This is a genomic window from Kosakonia sacchari SP1, assembly GCF_000300455.3.
Taxonomy (GTDB): domain Bacteria; phylum Pseudomonadota; class Gammaproteobacteria; order Enterobacterales; family Enterobacteriaceae; genus Kosakonia; species Kosakonia sacchari.
Map to the genome: position 1 here is coordinate 3,526,838 of NZ_CP007215.2, position 20,411 is coordinate 3,547,248.

Below are 20,411 nucleotides of genomic sequence, written 5' to 3' on the forward strand. Positions count from 1 at the left end.
GAAGCGGGAATGTATAAGCTGAACAGGGCGAAGCAAACCGCGAGAAACGCGAGGAACAAGCACGAGAAAACAACCGATATTTTGAATTTAATTCTTTGAAAAATTACAGGAAATTAACCAGAGGTAACCGATGATTAATCCACCTGCCAGTGAAAAAGACAGAATCAATCCCGTGGTGTTTTACACCTCTGCCGGACTGATTCTGACATTTTCACTGGTCACCATTTTGTACAGCGATTTAGCCGCAGCCTGGATCCAGACCACCGTAAACTGGGTGTCATCCACATTTGGCTGGTATTACATGCTGGCCGCCACGCTCTATATCGTGTTCGTGATTTATATGGCCTGTTCGCGTTACGGGGCTATCAAACTCGGGCCGGAACAGTCCAAGCCGGAGTTCAGTTTATTAAGCTGGTCAGCGATGCTGTTTGCCGCCGGGATTGGTATCGACCTGATGTTCTTCTCCGTCGCGGAGCCGGTCACGCAGTATATGCAACCCCCGGAAGGCGCAGGCCAGACGATGGAAGCCGCACGCCAGGCGATGGTGTGGACGCTGTTCCACTACGGGTTAACTGGCTGGTCGATGTATGCGCTGATGGGTATTGCGCTGGGCTACTTTAGCTACCGCTATAATTTGCCGCTCACGATTCGTTCTGCGTTGTACCCTATTTTCGGTAAACGCATTAACGGCCCGATCGGTCACACGGTGGACATTGCTGCGGTGATCGGCACTATTTTTGGTATCGCGACCACGCTCGGCATTGGCGTGGTACAGCTGAATTACGGCTTAAAAGTGCTGTTCGACGTACCAGAAGGGCTAACCGCGCAGATGGCGCTGATTGTGCTGTCGGTAGTGATCGCCACCATTTCGGTCACCTCCGGTGTGGATAAAGGCATACGCATTCTTTCGGAGCTGAACGTGGCGCTGGCGCTCGGGCTGATCCTGTTCGTGCTGTTTATGGGCAAGACCGATTTCCTGCTCAACGCGCTAGTGCTCAACGTCGGCGATTACATCAACCACTTTATGGGCATGACGCTGAACACCTTTGCGTTTGATCGCCCGACACAGTGGATGAACAGCTGGACGCTCTTCTTCTGGGCATGGTGGGTCGCGTGGTCGCCGTTTGTCGGGCTGTTCCTCGCACGAATTTCTCGCGGGCGCACCATTCGCGAGTTCGTGCTCGGCACGCTGATCATTCCGTTCACCTTCACCCTGCTGTGGTTGTCGGTGTTTGGTAACGCCGCGCTGTATGAAATTATTCACGGTGATGCGGGATTCGCCCAGGAAGTTATTTCCCATGCCGAACGCGGTTTCTACAGCCTGCTGGCGCAGTACCCGGCGTTTAAACTCAGCGCTTCTGTCGCCACCATTACCGGCCTGTTGTTTTATGTCACCTCGGCGGATTCTGGCTCGCTGGTGCTGGGCAACTTCACCTCGAAGCTGAAAGATATCAATAGCGATGCGCCAAACTGGCTGCGGATTTTCTGGTCGGTCGCCATCGGTGTACTGACCATGGGTATGCTGATGACCAATGGTATTTCCGCGCTGCAAAACACCACGGTCATCATGGGCTTGCCGTTCAGTTTTGTGATTTTCTTCATTATGGCCGGGCTGTATAAATCCCTGAAGGTGGAGGATCACCGTCGCGCCAGCGCCAGCCGCGAAACCGCGCCTTATATTCCGGCGAGCAACGACCGTCTGAGCTGGAAAAAACGTCTCTCGCGACTGATGAATTATCCGGGTACGCATTACACCCGGCAGATGATGGAAACGGTGATTTACCCGGCGATGCAGGATGTGGCAAAAGAGCTGGAACTGCGCGGTGGACGCGTATCGCTTGAAAATGTCGCGCCGGAGGAAGGCCAGCCGCTGGGCTACCTGGATCTGCGCGTCCATCTCGGCGAGGAGCAAGATTTTGTCTACCAGGTATGGCCCCAGCAATACTCCGTACCTGGTTTTACCTACCGCGCACGCAGCGGCAAATCGCACTACTTCCGCCTGGAAACCTTCCTGCTGGAGGGCAGCCAGGGCAATGATTTGATGGATTACAACAAAGAGCAGGTGATCATCGACATACTGGATCAGTATGAGCGCCACCTGAACTTTATCCATCTGCACCGCGAAGCGCCGGGCAATAACATTGTCTTTCCACAACCATAAACAAAAAGGCCACTTCGGTGGCCTGTTTTTACGGCGCAGGCCATAACCCCATCGCCATACGCGCAATGCCGAGCAGCGTTTCCCGGCTTGCGCCGTCGCGTGCCTGAATCGACATCCCCTGCTGAATGCTGACATACAACCGGGTCAGCGCGTCAATATCGGTGGTCGCTGGCAATTCACCGCATTGCTGTGCTTCGCTAAGACGGGTTTTTAGTTGCTCAATGCCGCCATTACGCAACTGACGAACCCGCTCGCCCAACCGCTCATGACCTTCGCTGGCCACCGCGGACAGCGTCACCATGCAGCCGTGCGGCAAATCACAGCGGGTTAACACCTCAGCCGAGCGCTCCAGCCACGCCGCAATGGCTTTTTTCGGTGATGGCTCACTGGCCATATCGCCCCAGATTGATGGCGCAACGCACTGTTCGTAGTGTTGCAACACCTCATCGTAGAGATCTTCTTTGCTACCGAACGCCGCGTATAAGCTCGGCGATTTGATGCCCATCGCCTCATACAGATCGTTCATGGATGTCGCGGTGTACCCCTTCTGCCAGAAGAGTTTCATCGCTTTATTCAACGCCTCGGTACGGTCAAACTCCCGTGGTCTTCCCCGGCTCACTTTCGCCCCCTCGCATTTTGTGCTGATCGGTATATTAATAACATTGACGAATGTATGGAAGCCTGTTTATTTTAATTATGTATCAATCGACACATAATTCAGGAGCCACCATGTCACATTCACTTGCAGGAAAACGCGCGCTGGTCACCGGCGCGAGCCGGGGTCTGGGAAAAGCCATCGCCTTAACGCTGGCGCGGGAAGGGGCGGATGTCGCTATTACCTGGGAAAAATCCGCCGATAAAGCACAAGCTGTTGTGGACGCGATCCGCGCGCTGGGGCGTAACGCCGTGGCGATCCAGGCCAACAGCGCCGAGCCACAAGCTGCCCGCGCCGCCGTTGATCAAACCGTGCATCAACTCGGCGGGCTGGATATTCTGGTCAATAACGCCGGGATCGCGCGCGGCGGCCAGTTAGAAGCGATGTCGCAGGAGGATATCGATGCGATGATCGACGTGAATATTCGCGGCGTGGTCTATTCAACGCAGGCAGCAATCGCGCATCTGCCGGACGGCGGGCGCATTATCAACATCGGCAGTTGCCTTTCCGATCGCGTGCCGTTTAAAGATATCGCCATTTATTCGATGACCAAATCCGCGCTGAACTCGTTAACACGCGGGCTGGCGCGGGATTTGGGTCCACGTGGCATTACCGTGAACATGGTGAAACCCGGTTCGACGGACAGCGATATGAACCCGGCGGACGGCGAAGGCGCGGAAGAGCAGCGTCGTATGATTGCGCTCGGGCATTATGGTGAAGCGCAGGATATTGCCGAAGCGGTCGCTTTCCTCGCCAGCCCGGCGGCGAAGCAGATTACCGGTGCGGATATTGTTGTTGATGGTGGCACCAACGCCTGATCCCGGCGTAAATAACTGGCTTAAAGCTGAAAGCTTCCGGAAGCACCAGCCTGGCAGGGGGTTTTCTGTAGATAAAGAAAAGCGGCGCATATGCGCCGCTTTTTAAGCAAGACGAGTATTAACAACAGCGTGCGCCGCCTTTCCCGCCGTAGCGCGCATCCTGGCGCTCGCGGAAAAACTCTTCATAGGTCATCGGTGTCTGCTCCGGGTGCGTCACGCGCATATGCTCGACATAGTTGTCGTAATCCGGAACGCCAATCATCATTTTCGCCGCCTGGCCTAAATACTTCCCGGCTTTTGAAAGCGTATCGAACATAATTCCTCCGCGTTACGCGATTAATGCACACCTTTTGCCTGGCCGACAATCTGCTCAACGTCGCCCGACATTTCCTGGTACGGCGTCTCGTTCGCTGTCGGTTGATCCTCTTTCAGCGCCGCCAGCGCGGTTTTCAGCGAGTAGAACGCCAGTACCACCACCACGACCATAAAGAAGATGGTCAAGCCAGCATCGAGACGGTTGTTAAACACCAGTTGCGCCAGTTGTGACTGGGTATACTGCGCCGGAATATTGCCGCTGTCGATCATCGCCTGGAACTTATTGGCAATCGCCAGGAAGCCGACTTTCGCATCCGGGCTAAAGGCTTTTTGCCAGCCCGCAGTGAGCGTACAAACCAGCAGCCAGGCGGTTGGCAGCAGTGCCACCCACGCATAACGCTGGCGTTTCATCTTGAACAGCACCACCGCACACAGCATCAGCGCCATGCCCGCCAGCATCTGGTTGGCGATGCCAAACAGCGGCCACAGGGTGTTAATACCGCCGAGCGGATCAACCACGCCCTGGTGCAGGAAGTAGCCCCACGCCAGCACGCACAGCCCGGTCGCCAGCAGGTTCGCGGGCAGCGATTCCGTGCGTTTGAGGTTCGGTGAAATCACACCCAAAAGATCCTGCAACATAAAGCGCGCCGCGCGTGTCCCGGCATCCACTGCCGTCAGAATAAACAGCGCCTCAAACAGAATGGCGAAGTGATACCAGAACGAGACATCCATCAGGCCGCCGAGCGCGCCGTGCAGGATATAAGCCATGCCCACCGCCAGCGTCGGCGCGCCGCCCGCGCGTGAAATGATCGACTGCTCGCCCACTTCGCTGGCAATCTGCCTGAGCGCATCCGGGGTGATACTAAAGCCCCAGCCGCTCACCACCTGCGCCGCCGACGCTACTACATCGGTGGTGCCAGCAGGCGCTAAGACCGCCATTGGGCTGTTCATCGCAAAGTAAACGCCCGGATCGATAATGCACGCCGACACCAGCGCCATGATCGCCACGAACGACTCCATCAGCATGCCGCCGTAACCGATAAAACAAGCCTGCCCTTCGCTGGCGAGCATTTTCGGCGTGGTGCCGGAGGAAATCAGCGCATGGAAGCCGGAAACCGCGCCACAGGCGATGGTAATAAACAGGAACGGGAACAGGTTACCGGTCCACACCGGGCCAGTCCCATCGACAAACTTGGTCAGAGCAGGCATGGTCAGCGTCGGGCGCATGATCAGAATGCCAATCGCCAGGCCGATAATGGTGCCGATTTTCAGGAAAGTAGAGAGGTAATCACGCGGTGCCAGCAGCAGCCACACCGGCAGCACCGAGGCGACAAAACCGTAGCCCACCAGCATCCACGTTAGCTGCACACCGGTGAAATCAAAGTACGGGGCAATCGCCGGGTTTGCCGCCACCCAGCCGCCAGAAATAATGGCGAACACCAGCAGCACCAGGCCAATCACCGACACTTCGCCAATCCGCCCAGGGCGCAGATAACGAATGTAGATACCCATAAAAATCGCCAGCGGAATGGTAAAGGCGACAGTGTAAGTTCCCCACGGGCTGTGGGTCAGCGCTTTGACGACAATCATCGCCAGCACCGCGAGAATGATCACCATGATCATAAAGGTCGCCACCAGCGCAATCACGCCAACGGTCGGCCCCATCTCCGCTTTCACCATCTCACCGAGCGAACGCCCGTCGCGGCGGGTGGAGATAAACAGCACCATGAAATCCTGCACCGCACCGGCCAGCACTACGCCGGCGAGGATCCAGATCATGCCCGGTAAATAGCCCATTTGCGCCGCCAGCACCGGCCCCACCAGCGGGCCTGCGCCGGCAATCGCCGCAAAATGGTGACCGAACAGCACTTTTTTGTCTGTCGGCACGTAATCAAGGCCATCGTTGTAGCGCACCGCCGGAGTCATGCGCGTCGGGTCAACCTGCAGCACATTTTTAGCGATATAGAGGCCGTAAAAACGGTAAGCGATAAGGTAGATACAGACTGCGGCAACCACTATCCACAGTGCGTTGATCTGCTCACCGCGATTCAGCGCGATATAGCCGAGGGCAAATGCGCCAACCAGCGACAGCACGCCCCAAATAAGATATTTCCCTGAGTTGTTCATAGCGGGTATCCGTTGAGAGACAGAGAGATGTTACATTTTGTATCTATATCAACTCACGGGTTTTAACAACTTTGAAACATGGGAAATTTGCCCTGCCACCAGGCATTTACCTGATTGTGTTAACGGGATCGCAAGATTGCACCCTCTCCCGCTATGGAGAGGGCGAAATTACCCCAGCACCGCCGTGCTGAGACGACAGGTGCAGCAGCGTCGGCCTTGTTCGTCAAACACCACAATTTCCCAGCTCTGGTTCTGCCGACCAAGATGCAGCGGCTGGCAAACGCCGCGCACTTTCCCCTGTGAAACCGGACGGTGATGGGTGGCGTTTAATTCCGTGCCCACCACGCACTGGCCGTCGCGTGTCATCAGATAGCCCGCCATCGATCCCAGCGTTTCCGCCAGCGCCGCCGAGGCGCCACCGTGCAGCAGGCCAAACGGTTGATGCGTGCGGCTGTCTACCGGCATTTCCGCTTCAAGGAAATCATCGCCGATGCGGGTATAAGTAATCGCGAGATGCGCAACCAGCGTGTTTTCGCTGGTCGCATTCAGTTCATCAAGGGTTAAATGACGTTTCCAGATCATCTACGCCCCCAGCGTTGAGCCGCCATCCACCACGATGTCCTGCAAGGTGATATGGCTTGCCAGATCGGAAGCGAGGAACAAAATGGTGTTCGCCACTTCCTGCGGACGGGCGATTTTCCCCAACGGTATGCCGAGCTTGAACTGCTCGCCGAAACCGCGAATGCGCTGCTGTTCTGCGTCATCGCTCACCCACAGCAAACGCTGCATGTCGGTGTCGGTCGATCCTGGCGAGACGATGTTGCAGCGCACATGGCTTACCGCCAGCTCAAGACCGACGGTGAGCGCCAGGCTTTTCAGCGCCGCTTTCGATGCGCCATACGCGCTCATGCCGATACGCGGTGTGTGCGCCGCATCGGATGCGACGGTGACAATCGCCCCGCTCTGCTGACGGCGAAATTGCGCCATCGTCTGCTGAAACAGGTTAAACGCGCCACCAACGTTAACGGCGAAGGTGTTTTGCCAGGCTTGCGCTGTCAGTTCGTCGGTGGTGCCCATATGTAAAACCCCGGCGGCGTTCACCAGCACGTCCAGCCGTTCGCGTTGTGCCAGCACGCGCTGGCAAACTGCCTGCACCTGTCCAGCGTCGGCAACGTCCACCACTTCACAAGAGAAGGGGTAGTCCGTGCCGCCAAAGACCAGATCAAAACCAGTCACGTGCGCGCCCGCCTCGACGAAAGCTTTCGCCGCGGCATAACCGATGCCTTTACCGGCACCAGTCACCCAGACAACTTTGCCGGTAAAATCCAGGCTGGCCATTATTTCACCTCGCGCGCAAGCAGCGCCCACCAGGCATCAATGGTCGGGTTTTTCGCCAGCATCACAAAGTCGATATCACCATGTATTTTGCGCCAGCGCGCGGCGAGCGCCATCATGCGCACGGAATCAAGGCCGTAGTCGATGAGATTCTCGTCATCTAATGGTTCGTCGGATTCATCCAGCAACGGCAGGATCAGCGCGCGTAACGCTGCTTTGTTTGCCGGTGCGGGCAGCAGATCGTGCGTCATCACCACGCGACCAGAACGTCCGGCGACATATTTCAGCGACATCAAATGCTCTTCGCGGCTGAAATCCGCCAGCGCGTCGGCGACCATAAACGGTTTGATATCGCGCATAAACGCATCGGTGGCGGTGGTCATGCAGCCAATGTGTGAATAAACGCCGGTGATCAGCAACTGGTTACGGCCTGTCTCTTTGAGCATCTGCTCCAGCGGCGAGCGGTGAAATGCGCTGTAGCGCCACTTCACCAGCACCGTATCAGCCTCATCCGGCGCGAGTTGTGCAACAATTTTTTGCTGCTCCGGCGAGCGGGTTAAGCCCGGCCCCCACATATCGTTGAGCAGCGCCCGGTCTTCATCGTTCTGCTCTTTCGGCTGCGCGGTGTAGTAAACCGGAATGTTGCTTTGTTTGCAGAAATCGCGAATTTTGGCGATGTTCGCCACCACTTGCTGCATCATCGGGCAGTTTTCGCCCCAGAAGTTAACAAAGTAATCCTGCATATCGTGGATCAGCAGCGCCGCACGTTCCGGCTCAAACGGCCAGCTCACTTTGTTTTCCGGGATATCGGTCGCGGCAGGGAGCGCGTAGCCCTGTAATTTTGGAATCGCCATCTTCTCTCCTTTACGCCGGTGCGCGTTGCGCTAACCACTGACGTAACTGTTTTTTATCAACCTTGCCTACCGGCGTCAGCGGCAGTGCGTCCACGCACTCCACGCGATCCGGCAGTTTGAACTCGGCAACGCCCTGCTCGCGTAGGAAGCGACGGACTGCCACCGCGCGCAGCGGCGTTTTCACCACCAGATATGCGCAGCTTTTTTCGCCCAGCAGGCTGTCTTCCATGCTGACCAGCGCGGCGTGGATCACCGACTCATGGCGCAGCAGCAGGTTTTCGATCTCCTCGGCGGCAATCTTCTCGCCGCCGCGGTTGATCTGATCTTTTTCGCGCCCCTGCACGGTGATATAGCCCTGTTCGTCGATCGAAATCAGATCGCCGGAACTGTAAAAACCTTGTTCGTCAAAGGCGCTGGCATTGTGTTCCGGGCTGTTAAAGTAGCCGCGAAAGGTGTACGGACCACGCGTCATCAGGCGGCCAACATGGCCTGGCGGCAGCAGATTGCCGTTTTCATCCGCCACCCACACTTCATCATCCGGGCACATCGGGCGGCCTTGCGTGTTGATAATGCGTTCAAAGGGATCGTCCAGACGGGTGTAATTCACCAGCCCTTCCGCCATACCGAATACCTGCTGCAACTGGCAGCCGATCTCCGCCGGAATACGCGCCGCAAGCGTTGCCGATAAACGCGCGCCACCGACCTGTAACAGCCTCAGCGAGGCGAGTGGCGCATTACTGCCCCACTCGGCAATCGCCTGTAACCACAGGCTCACCGCCGGCGGTACCAGCGCGGTAACGTTAATCTGGTGTTTTTCTATCAGCGGGAAGCAGAGCGTGGCGCTCGGATCGGCAGCCAGCACTACGCAACCTTCGGCGTGGAAAACGCCAAGCGCGCCGGGTGAGCTCATCGGGTAGTTGTGCGCCGCCGGCAGCGCGCAGAGATACCGGGTTTGCGCGGTGAATCCGCAGATCTCGTTACTGCGCACAATACTGTAGTAGTAATCATTGTGCGTGCGCGGAATGAGCTTTGGCGTGCCGGTACTGCCGCCGGAAAGCTGGAAAAACGCCACTTCATCGGCGGGCGTTGGCGTGGCGATAAAATTATCTGCCGGGCGGGTAATGGCGTTTTCCAGCGCCTGCCCGCCACTGTCGCCGCGCAGCAGCACAGTGCGCACCGACGGGTGCTGCGCGGTAAACGCGGTGAGGAAATGGTCATTCTCAAACAGCGTGTGGGCGCGATCGGCAATCAGCAGCGCCGGAGCGATTTGCTCGGCATAGGCGTTCAGTTCACTACGTTGATGGCTGAACAACGCATTCACTGGCGCCACGCCGATTTTCAGCAACGCAAAGAAAACTATGTAGAACTCGCTGACGTTGCCCAGTTGCACCAGCGCGGTTTCCCCACGCGTGACGCCCTGTGCCTGTAACGCGGAAGCCAGATTGTCTGAAGCAGCGTTGAGCTGGCGGTAGCTCAAGCGGCGTTCGCCCTCGATCACCGCCGTGGCGTTACTGCGCGCGTGGCGGGTTAAAATGTCGGTCAGCGGTAAATCCTGCCAGTAACCCTTTTCACGGTAACGCTCTGCAAACTCGTGCGGCCAGCGGGTAAAAGGAATGGTCATGGTTGGTCCTCAGTGCAAACCAAATGCGTTCAGCATGGTGGTCAGCTTGACGCCGGTTTCGCGCCACTCTGAAAGTGGCGAAGAGGCCGGAACAATCCCGGCACCGGCGAACAGCCGAACGTGGTTATCGTGAAGCCGCGCGCAGCGAATAGTGACTACCCACTCGCCGTTACCATCGGCGTCGCACCAGCCAACGATGCCGCCGAACAGCTCACGGTTGAACGGCTCCAGCTCGGCAATCACCTGTTTCGCCACCTGATGCGGGAAGCCACTCAGCGCGGGCGTCGGGTGGAGCAGACAGGCCAGGGTCAGCGCGTTTTCCCCGGCTACTGCAGTGCCGGTGATCGGTGTGGCCAGGTGCCACAACGTTGGCGTGGTGACGAGCTGCGGCGAATCCGGCAGCGTCAGAGTTCGGCTGCGCGGTTGCAGCACGTTTTTCATTGCCTGCGTCACCAGTTCGTGTTCGTGCCGGTCTTTTTCCGAAGCCAGCAACTTGTTGCCGGCTTCGCGATCGAGAATGTCGTCCGGCTGACGGCGAGCGGAACCGGCTAACGGCAGAGAACTGAAGTGCTCCTGCTCTTTACGTAGCAACAATTCCGGGCTTGCGCCCAACAGCACGGCGCCATCCGGCAACGGAACGTGGAAGTTGAAACTGGCCGGGTTCTGGGCAATCAGGCGCTCTAACAGCACGCCGCTGTCGATGCGGCGGTCAGTGGTTAACTCAATCAGACGCGAGAGCACCACTTTGTCGACTTCCGGCGTGGCGGTGCGGGCGGCGGCGTTCGCCACCATCTGCATAAACGTCTCCTGCGGCGGGATCGCCTGCTGCGCCGTGACGTTCGGCATCGCGCCGCTGGTGAAATAGCGCGCAGATCGCTGTTTCTCCGGGCGGGAGAAAGTTTGCCAGGTGTGCGGGATAAACAGCGCAGACGGCTGCGTGGTATCGAACGGGATCGCCCCTACCATCACAGGGCGGGCAACGCCCTGCGCTTTCGCATCGGCAAAGGCTTGCGCCAGCTTTTGCTGGAAAGCGCTGTCGGGCGCATCGCCGCCTGCGGCAGGCTCGCAGAAACGCGCCACGCACCCGGAGGTGGTGAAACTGCGGTACGGCGACATAAAGAAAAACTGATCTGCGGCCAGCGTATTCACAGACTGCCGGGTTTCCTCAGCCAGGGACGTATCCATATCATCCTCCAACAATGATAAATGAACTAAGAATGATTATCATTTGTGTTTTGTTGCAGTAAGATAAAAAGTTATGCCCTGCTCTGTCAACAGCAGATTCTTCGCCAGCAGCGCTAATGCTTGCATCTGCTTCATTCAACGATGAAAATGAGAAGCATTAACCTCAGCAAAAACAGGATACGCCTTGTGAGATTCTCTTTATGGAGCCGTAAACCCTTAGTGTTTTTGAGCATTTTTGTTTTAGGACTAACCTCAGCCACCGCCGCCGACTGGCCTCGCCAGGTGACCGACAACCACGGAACACACGCCCTTACCAGCAAGCCGCTGCGCATTGTTTCCACCAGCGTGACGCTCACCGGTTCGCTACTGGCGATTGACGCGCCGGTTATCGCCAGCGGCGCGACCACGCCAAATAATCGTTTCGCCGACGAGCAGGGCTTTCTGCGCCAGTGGGGCGACATCGCCAAACAGCGCAATGTCGCGCGTCTCTACATCGGTGAAGCCAACGCTGAAGCCGTTGCCGCGCAGATGCCGGATTTAATTTTGATCAGTGCCACCGGCGGCGACTCCGCGTTGTCGCTGTATGATCAGCTCTCGACCATCGCCCCGACGCTTATCATCAACTACGACGACAAAAGCTGGCAGGCGCTGTTAACGCAGCTTGGCGAAATCACCGGTCACGAAAAAGAGGCAGCGGCGCGTATCAGCCAGTTCAATAAACAGCTTGCTGAGGTTAAAGCGCGGATGAAACTGCCACCTCAGCCGGTCACCGCGCTGGTTTATACCCCGGCGGCGCACGGCGCGAATCTGTGGACTGAAGAGTCCGCGCAGGGAAAATTGATGCAGCAACTGGGCTTTACCCTCGCGCCGTTACCAGCGAATCTGCACACCAGCCAGAGCCAGGGGAAACGTCATGACATCGTTCAACTGGGCGGAGAGAACCTGGCCGCCGGGCTGAATGGCGAAGCGCTGTTACTGTTTGCCAGCGACCAGAAAGACGCGGACGCACTCAGCCAGAACCCATTACTGGCGCACCTCTCCGCGGTGCAAAACCACCACGTGTACGCGCTGGGTGCGGAAACGTTCCGCCTTGATTACTACAGCGCCACCCGCGTGTTACAACGTTTGTCGGCGCTGTTTGGGTAATCAGGCTTCTGTGGCGGGCTGCGCCTGGCGAAAACGCCGCAGCTCGCCGAGCACCACCACCAGCAACACGCCAACAATCGCCAGCACAAAACCGCTGATACTTGCTGACGAAACCGGCGTCATCATCGACGCCATCGCGCCAAGCAGCGCCGCCCCGATGGCGTCACCCGTGACGTTTTGCGCCGTCCATAAGCCGTTAATTCTTCCGAGCATCGCTTCCGGGGTTTGCGTTTGCAACAGCGTGTATTGCAGCAGCGAACTTACCGCCGTCAGCCAGCCGCACAGCGCCAGAAACACAACGCCCAGCACCCAGACGGGCATCAGGCTAAACAAACCGATAGAGATAAACGCGCCAACGGAGGCCAGCAGCATAATCACGCCGGGGCGTTCGCTGTGCGCCAGCTTGCCGCTGGTTAACGCGCCAATGGCCGCACCGAGCGGTAGTGCGGCATACAGCAAGCCAATTTCGGCCGCCGACATATTCCAGCTTATCGCCAGCGCCGGGTAGAGCACGCGCACCGCGCTTGCCATCGTCAATAGCCCGCCAAGCAGTGCGATGCCGCCAATTAGCGGGTTGTGAAGTAAAAACTGCAGGGCGGTAAGGAGCGATTTCAGCGGGTGCTCGCGCGGTTGTGGCGGTGGCGGTAATGCTGGCAGGCTAAGTAACGGCAACAAGGTGATAAACGTGCCCGCCGCCGCCAGTCCGTAGTTCCAGGCCACGCCGCCGGTCGCCAGTAGCAAACCGCCGCACATTGGCGAAATAACGGAACCCAGCCGCACCGTCAGCATGGTAATTGCGCCAGCATGCATCAGGTTTTCACGCCCGACCAACGCGGGTGTCGCCGCCAGCAGCGCCGTTACGCCCAGCGCGCCGAAAAAACCATCCCACAAACCGAGCAGATAAATTGCCAGCAGCGAAGGCGCCGGCAACAACGCATTCAGAAACAGGCCGATAAAACCAATGCCGCAGGTGGAACGCGCCAGCAGAATCAGTTTTTTGCGCTCAAATCGATCCGCTAGAACACCGCCAAACATCAGGCCGACGAACATGGCACTGCCAGTCAGCGTGACGGCCAGGCCAACTTGCCAACTGGAGTGGGTCATCGCCTGAATTTGTACCGGCACCGCCACGCCCAATAAACCCAGCGAGAGAATCGAGATAAAACGCGCCAGAAATACCGCGCGAAAATCCGGATGCGTACGCAGCAGACTCAGGTTCAACAGCCAGGATTGTTGCTTCATTCCAATGCCTTAAATACACACTTTCTATGTCCATTCGCAGGCTGCGCATGATAACATATCAAAACAAGATCGATAACGATAATTACTATCATTATCAAATTTGGGACGTTTTATGTCGTGTTCTGCCTTCCCGGCGCGCCCCGTTGCCCTCGCCGGGTTATTAATATTGTTGGTTGTCGCCGTTGCACTCAGCCTGTTTGTTGGCGCAAAACCCCTGCCCGCTTCGGTCGTCATTGACGCCCTGACTGGCGTCTGCCATAGCGCGGACTGCACCATCATCAACGATGCCCGCTTGCCGCGTACGCTGGCTGGTTTACTCGCGGGCGGCGCACTGGGGATTGCCGGCGCGTTAATGCAAACCCTCACGCGAAATCCGCTCGCTGATCCTGGCTTACTCGGCGTTAACGCTGGTGCCAGCTTCGCCATTGTGCTCGGCGCGGCGCTACTGGGCGCGGTCACGCCCGTTGAACAACTGTTGCTCGCTTTTTGCGGCGCACTGGCGGCGTCGCTGCTGGTCGCCTTTACCGGCAGTCAGGGCGGCGGGCAGCTCAGCCCGGTTCGCCTGACGCTGGCGGGCGTGGCGCTGGCGGCGGTGCTGGAAGGGCTATCGAGCGGCATTTCGTTGCTTAATGCCGACGTTTACGACCAGTTGCGCTTCTGGCAGGCCGGTTCGCTGGATATCCGCACCCTGCAAACGCTAAAAATTGTCCTTATTCCGGTGCTGCTGGCAGCGCTCATCGCATTGATGCTGAGCCGCGCGCTGAACAGTCTGAGCCTCGGCAGCGACACCGCTACGGCGCTGGGCAGCCGCGTGGCGCGCACGCAGTTGCTCGGTTTAGTGGTGATTACGGTGCTATGCGGCAGCGCGACGGCGGTTGTCGGCCCGATTGCCTTTATCGGCCTGATGATGCCACACATGGCGCGCTGGCTGGTGGGCGCGGATCACCGCTGGTCGTTGCCGGTCACGTTGATAGCCACCCCAGCCCTGCTGTTGTTTGCCGATATCATTGGCCGCCTGCTGGTGCCTGGCGAACTGCGGGTTTCCGTGGTCAGTGCCTTTATCGGCGCGCCGGTATTGATTGTGCTGGTGCGCCACGCGCGCGGAGGCGGCTTATGATGGCTCCCTCCCGCCGCCTGCTCGGCAGCTGCTTGTTCATGGTTATCGCCGCGTTGCTTTTAGCCAACTGGGGTTTACGCAGCGGTGCGGTGACGCTGGCGTTTTCGCAGGTGCTTGACGCGCTCACCGGCGATGCGCCACGCGCCATGCAACTGGTCGTGATTGAGTGGCGCTTGCCGCGCGTGTTAATGGCATTACTGGTTGGCGCGGCGCTTGGCGTGAGCGGCGCGATTTTCCAGTCGCTGATGCGTAACCCGCTCGGCAGCCCGGATGTGATGGGCTTTAACACCGGCGCGTGGAGCGGCGTGCTGGTGGCGATGGTGCTGTTTGGTCAGCATCTGGCCGCTATCGCGCTGGCGGCGATGCTCGGCGGTCTGCTGACTTCGCTGGTGGTCTGGCTGCTGGCCTGGCGCAACGGCATTGAGACGTTCCGCTTGATCATCGTCGGTATTGGCGTGCGCGCGATGCTGGTGGCGTTTAATACCTGGCTGCTGCTGCATGCCTCGCTGGAAACGGCGCTCTCCGCCGGGCTGTGGAACGCCGGATCGCTCAATGGTCTGACCTGGGTGAAAACCGTCCCTTCCGCACCGATCATGCTGGTGATGTTTCTTTTTGCCGCCCTGCTGGCACGTCGTATGCGGCTGCTGGAAATGGGTGACGACAGTGCCTGCGCGCTGGGCGTCAGCGTTGAGCGTTCACGTCTGCTGCTGATGCTGGTCGCCGTCGCACTCACCGCCGCCGCAACCGCGCTGGCGGGGCCGATTTCGTTTATCGCGCTGGTCGCGCCGCATATCGCCCGCCGGGTTAGCGCCACTGCGCGCTGGGGGTTAACCCAATCCGCCCTGTGTGGCGCGGTGTTGTTGTTGCTGGCGGATATGATTGCCCAGCGAGGCTTTACGCCTTATCAGTTGCCGGTCGGCGTGGTGACCGTCAGCCTCGGCGGTATTTACCTTATCGCCTTGTTAATTCAGGAGTCTCGTAAGAAATGACCGATTTATCTGCCCGTTTGCACGGCGAAGCGCTCACCATTGGCTACGGCAAAAAAGTGGTTGCCGAGCGCTTAAGCGTGGCGATCCCAGATGGCCATTTCACCGCTATTATCGGCCCCAACGGCTGCGGTAAATCCACGTTGCTGCGCACGCTGAGCCGCCTGATGACGCCCGCTCAAGGCCATGTTTATCTTGATGGCGAGCAGATCCAGCGCTATGCCAGCAAAGAGGTGGCGCGTCGCATAGGGTTGCTTGCGCAAAACGCCACCACGCCCGGCGATATCACCGTGCAGGAATTGGTCGCGCGTGGGCGTTATCCACACCAGCCGCTGTTCACCCGCTGGCGCAAAGAGGATGACGACGCCGTGCAACGCGCGATGCGGGCCACCGGGGTGGAAAGCCTGGCCACGCAGAGCGTCGATACGCTCTCCGGCGGACAGCGCCAACGTGCATGGATCGCTATGGTGCTGGCGCAAGAGACGGCGATCATGCTGCTCGATGAGCCGACAACCTGGCTGGATATCAGCTATCAGATCGACTTGCTGGAACTGTTAAGTGAGTTAAATCGCGAACAGGGCTATACACTGGCGGCGGTGCTGCATGATTTGAACCAGGCTTGCCGTTACGCCACGCATCTGATTGCGCTGCGCGACGGTAAGATCGTGGCGCAGGGCGCACCGAAAGAGATTGTGACCGCAGATCTGATTGAAGCGGTGTATGGCATGCGCTGCATGATCATTGACGATCCCATCGCCCATACCCCGCTGGTGGTGCCGCTCGGACGTAGCGGGCGGTAAATGCATTGCGGGGTGATGTTTACCCGATATTTATTGTGGTGACGGTTTTGTTCCGTTCACCAGACGTATCCTGTTTCAGCGGTTCAACAGGCGCTGAAACAGGATAAAGGGACCTGTCGGCCCCTTATAAACGCAGACGCGCCGGGTCTTTCCCTACTCTCCCAACACTTCCCTCAACACCGGCCCAATGCGCGCAAACGCCTGCGGCGAGATAATCTCCACGTGGGCGCAATCCTGACGGTAAACCTCCAGCTCGCGAACCCACGGTGCCCAGGCGGTGTGCGGATCGGTGCCTGCGGGTAACGTGCGATCGGCAACAAACAGCGTGGCTTTGCCGTCAAACGGCAGGCTGTGGGCGGTGGTCAGCAAGCGAACCGCATCGGCATAGTTGCCCTCGATAACCGAGAACAGCTCGCCGGAGGCTTGCCCCTGCTGCGCGGCGAGAAACGCCTGCCGCTCGCGTTCGATCTCCGCCAGCACTTCCGCATCCAGCCCGTTTGCCTCTTTCTCTGCCCAGTTTTGCGTTTCCGGCGGCCAGGTATCAAGCAGGCCAAGAAACGCCACCTCTTCACCTCGTTTCCGCAGACGCGCGGCGATGCCCTGCGCCAGCGTACCACCGAGCGAATAGCCCAACAGGTAATATGGCCCGTGCGGCTGCTGCGCCAGCAGCGTCGCCAGGTGTTGTTCACAAGCCTCATCTAACGTGGCAGCCTGTTGCAACGGTCCATCCGGTCGTGGTGACTGAATACCGATGATCGACCAGCGCGGCGCAAGGTGACGGGCGAGAACGCTAAACTGCCAGGCAAAACCGGACGCCGGATGGAAGCAAAACAGCGTTGGCCCGGTGCTTTCGCGCAGTGGCAGCAGCGTTTCCATCCCAAGCCGCCCGGCCTGTTCCGCCGAAAGGGATTCTTCCAGCGAGGCGGCGAGTTTTTCTACCGTGGAAGCGACCATGATTTGCCCCGGCGTCACCTGGCGTTGGCACTCGCGGCTCAGTTGCGCCGCCAGGCGCATCGCCAGCAACGAATGTCCGCCGAGCGCGAAGAAATCCGCCTGCGCGTCGTTCACTTCACACCCGAGCAAACCGGCAAATGCCTGCGCCACCAGCGTTTCCATACCCGCGTTGAGCGGACGACCGCCCGGCTGCACCGCCAGTTCCGGCAGCGGCAACGCTTTTCTGTCGAGCTTACCGTTGGCGCTCAGCGGCAGCACGTCCAGTTGCACCAGCAATACCGGCACCATATGCGGCGGCAGTTGCTCACGCAATTGCCCCAGCAGCGCCGTCGCATCCAGCGGCTGCCCGGAGGCAGAAACCACATAACCGACTAACTGACGCGCATCGCCACCACCGGCGGCGGCCTGGTTAAAGACGCAGGCATGCGCCACCGCCTGAACCACATCCGGCAGCGCCTGCAGGGCGCGGTCGATTTCACCTAACTCAATGCGCTGACCGCGAATTTTCAACTGGTCGTCGCTGCGCCCGAGGTATTCAACCGCGCCGTTTTCCAGCCAGCGCGCGACATCACCGGTGCGGTACATGCGTTCGCCTGCGACAAACGGATCGGCGATAAAGCGGCTGGCGGTGAGATCCGGGCGGCCAAGATAGCCCTGCGCCAGTTGAATGCCGGTGAGGTAGAGATCGCCCGCCACGCCCGGCGGCACAGGGCGCATCATCGCGTCCAGAATGCGTAAGCCCGTGTTCCATACCGGAAAACCAATTGGCACGCTATTACCGCGCACACCTGCCAGCGCCTCGCCATACGCCGGATACCAGCTTACGTCGACAGCCGCTTCCGTCGGGCCGTATAAATTATGCAGCGGCGCGCTGGTCAGGTGCTGCCATTCGCGACAGAGATCGGCAGGCAGCGCTTCGCCACTGCAGAACACCTGTTTTAGCGTGCGGCAACTGCGCTGCGCGCTTTCCGGCGTGAGTGAAGCGACAAATGCGGCCAACATCGACGGCACAAAGTGCGTGGTCGTCACGCCGTAATGGGTAAAGAAGTCCTGCAACGCGTGCGGATCGCGATGCGCGTCCGGTTCCACCATTACCAGCTTTGCCCCGGCGATAAACGGCCACCAGAACTCCCACACCGACACGTCAAAACTGCACGGCGTTTTCTGCGCCACCACATCCTGTGTGGTAAGCGGATAGTGGTCCTGCATCCAGAGCAGCCGGTTGACGATGGCAGTCTGCCCGACCATCACCCCTTTTGGTCGCCCGGTGGAGCCAGAGGTGAAAATGATGTACGCGGTATGCTCCGGACGCGCCAGATTGAGCGCGTCGCTGCCGTGGGTTGCCAGCGGAGCTTCGTAGCAGAAATGGCGAAGCGTGGGAATATCGCTAAAGCGCGCCAGTTGATTCTGCGCGGTGATCAGCAGACGCGGTTTGGCATCTTCGAGCATCATTTTCAGCCGCTCATCCGGGTAACCGGTATCCAGCGGTAGCCAGGCGGCACCCGCTTCGACAATGCCGTGCAGCGCCAGCGTCAGGAATACCGAGCGCGGCAGCGCCACCGCCACGCTGTCGCCGGGCTGTACGCCAAGCAGGCAGAGCTGGTGCGCCAGCGCCACCACCTGCTCGCGCATTTCGCGGTAGCTAAATTGCCACTGCGCATCCGCCAGCGCGGGCGCATCCGGCGTTTTCGCCGCCTGCGCAGCAACCAGCGCGCTTAACGTGGTGGTCGGCAGCTCCTTGCCGGTTTCGTTAATGTCTGCCAGCCGCTGCGCTTCTGGCGATAAGAGCAGCTCAGCATCGCCGCAGCGCAACTGCGGGTTTTCGGCAAATTGTCTGAGCAGATGCGCCAGGCGCCCGATGTGTGTTTTTAATGTGGATTCATCATAACGGCTGCGGTTCGCCAGCACTTCCAGCGACAGCCCGCCCTCTTCGTGCGGGAACAGGGCGATTTCCAGATCGTTGACCGGTCCGGTCGCCAGCGTGTGCGTAGTGCCTTTAATGCCGTCAACATCCAGCAGGTAATCAAACATTTTGACGTTAAACACCGGGCCGAACAGCGGTTCGTCGCCCGCCGCACGCCCGGCGTCGCGCGCAATTTGTTCGGCGTCATAACGCTGGTGACGACGCATCGCTTTCAGGCTGCCTGCAAGCACCGTCGCCAGCCCGGAGAGCGTTTGTGTGCCATCCAGATGAATACCCAGCGGCAACACGTTCAGCACCGGCCCGGTGGCAGTTAACGCCGCCGAACCCATACGGCGCATAAAGATAAATCCGGCGGTATAGTCGGTGCGCCCGCACAGCCGCCCCAGCCACAGTGCGGTCAGCGCCAGCGCCAGATCGGCAGGTGAATTGTGGCTAAAAGCCTGAGTTACGCGGCGAAATGCCCCGGTATCCATCGCCACGTTGAGACGTAAAATATCGGTTGTTGCCGCACGCCCCGGCAATGGCGTATCGGAAAGCGAAACCGGCGAGGGCAACACGCTGCGCTGCTGTGCCCAAAAAGCGCGGTCACGTTGCCAGGCGTCACTTTCGCGGTAGCGCTGGTACTCTTCCACCACCCCGGCAAACGGTGTAAAGGGTGATGTCGGTGTGGGTTCACCGCGCCGCCATGTGCTGTAAATGGCGGCAATCTGGCGGGTAATCGCCGGGAAACTGAAGCCATCAACCAGTAAATGGTGATAACGCTGATACCAGTACCAGTGCTGCGCGCCCACGCGCAACAGTTGATGGCAAACCAGCGGATTGCCGCTCTCCACACGCAGGTTTTGCGCCAGGTCATCCTGCATTATCTGTAATGCGGCGGCATGTGGTTCGCCGTTGTCACGCAAATCAACAATCTCCGGCAGGGCAAAGACATGTGCCTCATCGACCCACTGCCACACTTCGCCGTTCTCTTCCTCAAAACGCATGCGCAGCGTGTCGGCCTGCGACAAACCGCTAACAATCGCCTGTGCCAGCAGCGCGGCGTCGATATCACCTTTTAATTCAACATAGTGCGCCACGCTCCAGGCGTTGGGCAGGGTTGAGAGTTTTTCCGCCATCCAGATCCCCGGCTGTGCGGCGACCAGCGGTAAACGTTGGGTCATTTTCCGCT

Annotated in this window: 16 protein-coding genes; 6 read left to right on the forward strand and 10 right to left on the reverse strand. The window is 58.9% G+C overall.

All coding sequences use genetic code 11. From position 1 onward, the window contains the following. The first annotated feature begins 130 nt into the window (after positions 1 to 130). Positions 131 to 2,161: a choline transporter gene (locus C813_RS39745; protein WP_017455815.1), complete on the forward strand. Its 2,031-nt coding sequence runs from the start codon at positions 131 to 133 to the stop codon at positions 2,159 to 2,161. Positions 2,162 to 2,189: 28 nt separating this feature from the next. Here the strand turns inward: C813_RS39745 and C813_RS39750 are convergent, their stop codons facing one another. Then, a complete protein-coding gene (locus C813_RS39750) occupies positions 2,190 to 2,780 on the reverse strand; it encodes a TetR/AcrR family transcriptional regulator (RefSeq protein ID WP_025263693.1) in 591 nt (196 codons plus the stop codon). 110 nt (positions 2,781 to 2,890) lie between these two features. On the opposite strand from C813_RS39750, the gene C813_RS39755 reads away from it, so the two are divergent. Beyond that, positions 2,891 to 3,634: an SDR family NAD(P)-dependent oxidoreductase gene (locus C813_RS39755; RefSeq protein ID WP_017455813.1), complete on the forward strand. Its 744-nt coding sequence runs from the start codon at positions 2,891 to 2,893 to the stop codon at positions 3,632 to 3,634. Between the two features lie 118 nt (positions 3,635 to 3,752). On the opposite strand, the gene C813_RS39760 is transcribed toward C813_RS39755, so the two are convergent. The 7 genes from C813_RS39760 to entC all read right to left on the reverse strand — a co-directional run bounded on the left by C813_RS39760 (position 3,753) and on the right by entC (position 11,071). Beyond that, positions 3,753 to 3,950 carry a YbdD/YjiX family protein gene (locus C813_RS39760; protein WP_017455812.1) on the reverse strand — a complete coding sequence of 66 codons (198 nt, stop codon included), beginning with the start codon at positions 3,948 to 3,950 and terminating at the stop codon, positions 3,753 to 3,755. Between the two features lie 20 nt (positions 3,951 to 3,970). After that, positions 3,971 to 6,076 (reverse strand): pyruvate/proton symporter CstA, encoded by a 2,106-nt coding sequence (cstA, locus tag C813_RS39765; protein ID WP_017455811.1) that lies wholly within the window; start codon positions 6,074 to 6,076, stop codon positions 3,971 to 3,973. Between the two features lie 168 nt (positions 6,077 to 6,244). Beyond that, entirely contained in the window at positions 6,245 to 6,658 is a 414-nt protein-coding gene (entH, locus tag C813_RS39770) for a proofreading thioesterase EntH (RefSeq protein WP_017455810.1), read from the reverse strand. After that, positions 6,659 to 7,414: a 2,3-dihydro-2,3-dihydroxybenzoate dehydrogenase EntA gene (gene entA / locus C813_RS39775; protein ID WP_017455809.1), complete on the reverse strand. Its 756-nt coding sequence runs from the start codon at positions 7,412 to 7,414 to the stop codon at positions 6,659 to 6,661. It lies immediately after the preceding gene. Continuing rightward, the gene (locus tag C813_RS39780; RefSeq protein ID WP_017455808.1) at positions 7,414 to 8,265 is read right to left on the reverse strand and encodes an isochorismatase; all 852 of its coding nucleotides are present in this window, start codon (positions 8,263 to 8,265) and stop codon (positions 7,414 to 7,416) included. The genes entA and C813_RS39780 overlap by 1 nt, the downstream gene beginning before the upstream one ends. Before the next feature lie 10 nt (positions 8,266 to 8,275). Then, positions 8,276 to 9,886, reverse strand: coding sequence for a (2,3-dihydroxybenzoyl)adenylate synthase EntE (gene entE, locus C813_RS39785; protein ID WP_017455807.1), 1,611 nt, complete (start codon positions 9,884 to 9,886; stop codon positions 8,276 to 8,278). A 9-nt stretch (positions 9,887 to 9,895) separates the two neighbouring features. Beyond that, the gene (gene entC / locus C813_RS39790) at positions 9,896 to 11,071 is read right to left on the reverse strand and encodes an isochorismate synthase EntC (RefSeq protein WP_017455806.1); all 1,176 of its coding nucleotides are present in this window, start codon (positions 11,069 to 11,071) and stop codon (positions 9,896 to 9,898) included. 186 nt (positions 11,072 to 11,257) lie between these two features. On the opposite strand from entC, the gene fepB reads away from it, so the two are divergent. After that, on the forward strand, positions 11,258 to 12,217 hold the full coding sequence (fepB, locus tag C813_RS39795; protein WP_025263695.1) for a Fe2+-enterobactin ABC transporter substrate-binding protein: 960 nt from the start codon (positions 11,258 to 11,260) through the stop codon (positions 12,215 to 12,217). On the opposite strand, the gene entS is transcribed toward fepB, so the two are convergent. After that, positions 12,218 to 13,459: an enterobactin transporter EntS gene (gene entS, locus C813_RS39800; protein WP_017455804.1), complete on the reverse strand. Its 1,242-nt coding sequence runs from the start codon at positions 13,457 to 13,459 to the stop codon at positions 12,218 to 12,220. A 112-nt stretch (positions 13,460 to 13,571) separates the two neighbouring features. Between entS and fepD the strand changes: the two genes are divergently transcribed. From fepD to fepC, 3 genes are read left to right on the forward strand one after another with little or no spacing between them, the layout of a single operon-like run. Beyond that, positions 13,572 to 14,576, forward strand: a complete 1,005-nt coding sequence (gene fepD, locus C813_RS39805; protein ID WP_017455803.1) for a Fe(3+)-siderophore ABC transporter permease — start codon at positions 13,572 to 13,574, stop codon at positions 14,574 to 14,576. After that, the gene (fepG, locus tag C813_RS39810) at positions 14,573 to 15,565 is read left to right on the forward strand and encodes an iron-enterobactin ABC transporter permease (protein ID WP_017455802.1); all 993 of its coding nucleotides are present in this window, start codon (positions 14,573 to 14,575) and stop codon (positions 15,563 to 15,565) included. The genes fepD and fepG overlap by 4 nt, the downstream gene beginning before the upstream one ends. After that, positions 15,562 to 16,362, forward strand: coding sequence for an iron-enterobactin ABC transporter ATP-binding protein (gene fepC / locus C813_RS39815; protein WP_017455801.1), 801 nt, complete (start codon positions 15,562 to 15,564; stop codon positions 16,360 to 16,362). The genes fepG and fepC overlap by 4 nt, the downstream gene beginning before the upstream one ends. 153 nt (positions 16,363 to 16,515) lie before the next feature. On the opposite strand, the gene entF is transcribed toward fepC, so the two are convergent. Next, complete coding sequence (gene entF / locus C813_RS39820; protein ID WP_017455800.1) at positions 16,516 to 20,403, reverse strand: enterobactin non-ribosomal peptide synthetase EntF; 3,888 nt, start codon at positions 20,401 to 20,403, stop codon at positions 16,516 to 16,518. Positions 20,404 to 20,411: the final 8 nt, after the last annotated feature.